The following is a 4,251-nucleotide window of genomic DNA, read 5'->3' as shown; positions in this document are numbered from 1 at the left end:
ACGTCGACGCCGAGTGCGGCGCCGTGTTCGACGACGCGGTTCTTGAAGCCGGCGTCGGCCCAGGTCTTGGTGAGGGTGGGGTAGGTGGTGGTGGCCTGGTCGAGCAGGTCTATGCCGATGGCGTTGTCACTGGCGCTGGCCGCGGTGACGATGACGGCGAGGAGCAGTCCGATGGCTCTGGTGGCTTGACTCGGCCCCACCGTGACGGCTCCATTCGGCCCCACCGGCGGTCAGGGAACGCCGATCCGTCGATGCCCCAGATCGCGAACCAAGTGCTGGCAGCGACAAGGAGGTCCGTCGGTGTACTGGACCGTCGGCCGGTTCAGGGCCGAAGTGGGGCCAAACCAAGCCGTCTTGGTGGGGCCAGATGAACCTGTCACAGCCAGTCCGAGGGTGTCGGTGATGATGCCGCGTTTGCGGCCCACGATCTTCCTCGCTGAAGCTTGCAAACTGGCGCTCCTGACAAGTACAAGGTCGGCGCCCGAAAGGCTGTTTGACTGACCGAATGTAGACCGGATGCCACCGATGCGGCTGTACCTCAGCGGGTCTGCACGCTGCTGGATCACGGGGCTGGTTCAGTAGCAGCACTGACCAGGTTCCACCTTCAGCCCTCTGTAGCCCGCAACATCCACAGTACTTTCGACCGTGCCACGTACTCGTACCCCGGTGCCAACTCGGTGAGACTCACGGTGACAAGTCTCTGCTATGGACCATTACGGTCCTGCCGCGCTATCTTCACCGTGTTCGATCGGCGTCGAGACTTGTACGGGGGAAGCGTGCCGGAGTATCGGACCGCGCTGCAGGCGGTGCTGGACCAAGATGTCCGCCCACACGCGGCGGACATCGATCGATCGGGGCGGTACCCTCGCTCCGCGATAGCCGCTCTCGGCACCGCTGGCTTGCTGGGCCTGACGAGTGCCCGCGAGGTGGGCGGCGCAGGCTTGGGGCTGGACGCGGCCGCCGAGGTGATTGAGGCGCTCGCCGGGGTGTGCGGATCGACCGCGATGGTGACGTTGATGCACTACACGGCGACCGCCGCTATCGAGCAGAGCGGGCCGGAGGACGTCCGCCGCGCGATCGCCGCCGGCCGGCATGTCACTACGCTCGCCTTCTCCGAACAGGGCTCACGCAGCCACTTCTGGGCGCCGCAGTCCACCGCCACCGCTAGCGGCGACAAGGTGCTCCTCAACGCCCGCAAGAGCTGGGTGACGTCCGCCGGCGAAGCCGACAGCTACGTCTGGTCGAGCCTGCCACTGGCCGGGAATGGGATGACCCTGTGGCTGGTCCCGTCGGCGACGGCTGGGCTGGATGTGGCCGGGCCGTTCGACGGTGTCGGCCTGCGGGGCAACGCTTCCCGCCCGATCACCGCGACCGACGCGCTAGTACCTGCCGACGCGCTGCTCGGCAAGGACAGCGTAGGCCTCGACGTCGCACTGGGCGTGGTGCTACCGGTGTTCACCGTGCTCAGCGCGGCGTTCTCGCTGGGAGTGTCGGAACGCCTGGTCACTCTGGCGGCCGCGCACCTCACCAACGCCCGCCTCGATCACCTGGGACAGTCCCTGGCCGAGCAACCGGTCCCTCGGGCGGCATTTGCCCGGATCAGGACAAACGTGGACACCACTCGGGCGTTCGTGTCCGCCACGCTGGCCGCGCTGGCCGCCGGTAAACCCGCCGCCCAGCTGCGGGTGTTACAGGTCAAGGCGGTCGCCGGAGAGACGGCCGTATCGGTCGCCAACGAGGTGATGCGCCTGGCTGGCGGCTCGGCGTTCCGCAAGGAGCTCAGTATCGAACGGCACTTCAGGGACGCGCTGGCCGCCCGGGTGATGGCGCCGACAACCGAGGCGCTACATGACTTCACCGGCCGGGCGGTCCTCGGCCTGCCGCTGTTCGATGCCCCGGTGGTGCCGGCATGACCGCCTTCACGATGGGCGCGGTCACCTACGACCCTAAGGTCGTGACCATCTGGGACGGCTTCCGATCTTGGCTGACCGCTGCCGGACTGCCGTTCGATTACGTCCTCTACTCCCACTACGAGCGGCAGGTCGAAGACCTGATCGCCGGGCGCATCGACGCGGCCTGGAACTCCCCACTCGCCTGGATCCGGGCCCGCCGACTCGCCAAGGCGCAGGGCCTGCCGATCCGGGCACTGGTTATGCGGGACACCGACCGCGACCTGACCACCGCAGTCGTCGTCCGCACTGACAGCGACATCGCCTCCGTCGATGACCTGCGGGAGCGGACGGTCGCGACCGGAGCAGTCGACTCACCGCAGGCGACGCTGCTGCCGCTGGAGCACCTTCGCAGCCAAGGCCTGCAGCCCGGCACAGACTTCACGGTCCACCGCTTCGACGTCGGGGTCGGCCTGCACGGCGACCACGTCGGCGGGGAGCGCGACGCCGCCCGAGCCCTGATCGCTGGCGAGGTCGACGCCGCCTGCGTGCTCGACGGCAACCACCTGCTCTTCACCAAGGAGGGCGTGCTGCCCCCCGGGAGCACCCGGCTGCTCACCACCACTGGCCTCTACGACCACTGCAACATGACCGTCACCGGCGCCGCCGACCCGTCCCTGGTAGCGCGGTTCGAGGAACTGCTGCGTTCGATGTCGTACGCCGATCCGACCGTGCGCCCGCTGCTGGACCTGGAAGGGCTGACCTCCTGGAAGGGCGGCCGTATCGACGGATACGACCTGCTGGAGTCAGCCGTCACCGCCTCCGGTTTCTACGACGGGACGGGCACGGTGACCGCCGCCGAGTACCGGCCGTGAACTTGGACCTGGCTGGCCTGGCCTTCGACACCGGCGGCCGCCTGCTGGTACAGAAGACCCTGGCCGGCCTGCCACCAGAAAGCACAATCACGGTTACCGGCCGCGACCCCTTTTTGACCCTGCACATGAGGGCCTGGTGCCGGGCGGCCGGCCACCGCGCGACTGCCGGCGACGACGGCCGGGTCGAGGTCGTCAAGGGCCGTCAGGATGCCGGCCGCTGGAAACATGCGGAACGAGCCGGCGAACCCGGCACGGTAGCCCGCCAGCCTCCCGCACACTGGGGACTGGCGGCCCGTGGCGCACTGCTCGAAGCCGGCGGGCCCGAGCCGGCCTACGACTTGGCCGACAGGGACATCGTCTGGGCCGACCTGGCGCCCCGCCTGTACGCCCACGCCGCAGCCGCGCAATGGGACCCGGCAACCGCGGTCCCGTGGGACTCGCCGTTCACCCTGCCGGCTGACATCGAGGCGGCGGTCGTGCAGATCATGACCTACCTGGTTGAGAACGAGCAGGCCGCCCTGGTCATCCCGGCCCGGCTGCTGACTCGCATCCACCCGCACTTCCGGGAGGTGGTCGGCCTGCTCGCGGTGCAGGCCGCTGACGAGGCCCGCCACGTCGATGTCTTCACCCGCCGGGCGCTGCACACCGATGGTCAGATGGGCACCTCCTCGGCCGGCGGCCGGGCGTCCCTCGCGTCGCTGCTGGCCGAACCGGACTTCACCCTGGCCTCATTTCTTCTGTCAGTGCTCGGCGAGGGCACGTTCGTGCACCTGCTCAACTTCCTCTACCGACACGCGCCGGACCCCGTTACTCGGGCGGTCACCCGGCTGGCCCGCGCCGACGAGGCCCGGCATGTGGCGTTCGGTCTGGCGCACCTCGAACATCAATCGGCATTGGACCCGACAATGCTCGGCCGGCTGCGGGGTGCCATCGAACGCCGCCACGACGTGCTCATCGGCACCGCCGGCCTCAACCAAGACGTGTTCGACGCCCTGCTGCTGCTGGCAGCCGGAGACTGGGCTCCTGCGGCACTCACCCGAGGCCACCTCGCCGTGCAGCAGTTGCAAGCGGACATGGAAGCCGGACGTCGCCGGCACCTGGCCCGCCTCGGTTTCCCCGATGACGAAGCCGCCGAACTGTCCGCGCTGCACACCCGCAACTTCATGTGAGGCTTCTCCGCCAGGCTCAAACGTCCCGCGCCCCGACGCACCTGGCGTGCTGACCGGCAGACCGGGTTCGGGAAGGGCATGGCGGCCATGCCGTGACAACGCCGCAGGCCGGCTGCCGGCTACCTCAGCGTGCCTCGGGGGTGAGGCCGGAGCGGATCTGCCGCTAGAAGATCGGCTTCGGGCATGCCCGGCATCGCAGCCGTTCCCTGCGGCCCGGACCGTCAACGACGTCCCCTCCGGACATTAGCCTCCCCCAGTCAGAGGGGATTTGATTGATCAAGGCCGGTGAGAGAAAGGTGCACCTGACCTGTAAGGATG

Annotated in this window: 3 protein-coding genes and 1 pseudogene; 3 read left to right on the top strand and 1 reads right to left on the bottom strand. The window is 68.8% G+C overall.

The window, feature by feature from the left end; genetic code table 11:
• Positions 1-182 (bottom strand): annotated as a pseudogene (locus tag ACFHVL_RS30825) (IS5/IS1182 family transposase); the annotation flags it as partial.
• A 594-nt stretch (positions 183-776) separates the two neighbouring features.
• Between ACFHVL_RS30825 and ACFHVL_RS30820 the strand changes: the two are divergent.
• Genes ACFHVL_RS30820 through ACFHVL_RS30810 form a run of 3 tightly spaced genes read left to right on the top strand, consistent with a single transcriptional unit; the run spans position 777 to position 3,933 of the window.
• Entirely contained in the window at positions 777-1,913 is a 1,137-nt protein-coding gene (locus tag ACFHVL_RS30820) for an acyl-CoA dehydrogenase family protein (RefSeq protein ID WP_416632125.1), read from the top strand.
• Positions 1,910-2,764 (top strand): phosphate/phosphite/phosphonate ABC transporter substrate-binding protein, encoded by an 855-nt coding sequence (locus ACFHVL_RS30815; RefSeq protein ID WP_416592153.1) that lies wholly within the window; start codon positions 1,910-1,912, stop codon positions 2,762-2,764. Before ACFHVL_RS30820 ends, ACFHVL_RS30815 begins: the two co-directional genes overlap by 4 nt.
• Positions 2,761-3,933, top strand: coding sequence for a ferritin-like domain-containing protein (locus ACFHVL_RS30810; RefSeq protein ID WP_416592152.1), 1,173 nt, complete (start codon positions 2,761-2,763; stop codon positions 3,931-3,933). The genes ACFHVL_RS30815 and ACFHVL_RS30810 overlap by 4 nt, the downstream gene beginning before the upstream one ends.
• Positions 3,934-4,251 lie beyond the last annotated feature (318 nt).

Source organism: Micromonospora sp. LOL_023, from assembly GCF_048060115.1.
Lineage (GTDB): Bacteria > Actinomycetota > Actinomycetes > Mycobacteriales > Micromonosporaceae > Micromonospora_E.
Note: the sequence above shows the minus strand (reverse complement) of the source record. Positions and strands in the feature narration are given on the sequence as shown.

Excerpts from the sequence above, each read along its gene's own strand:
- ACFHVL_RS30815 (WP_416592153.1), top strand. The coding sequence starts at position 1,910 with ATGACCGCCTTCACGATGGGCGCGGTCACCTACGACCCTAAGGTCGTG.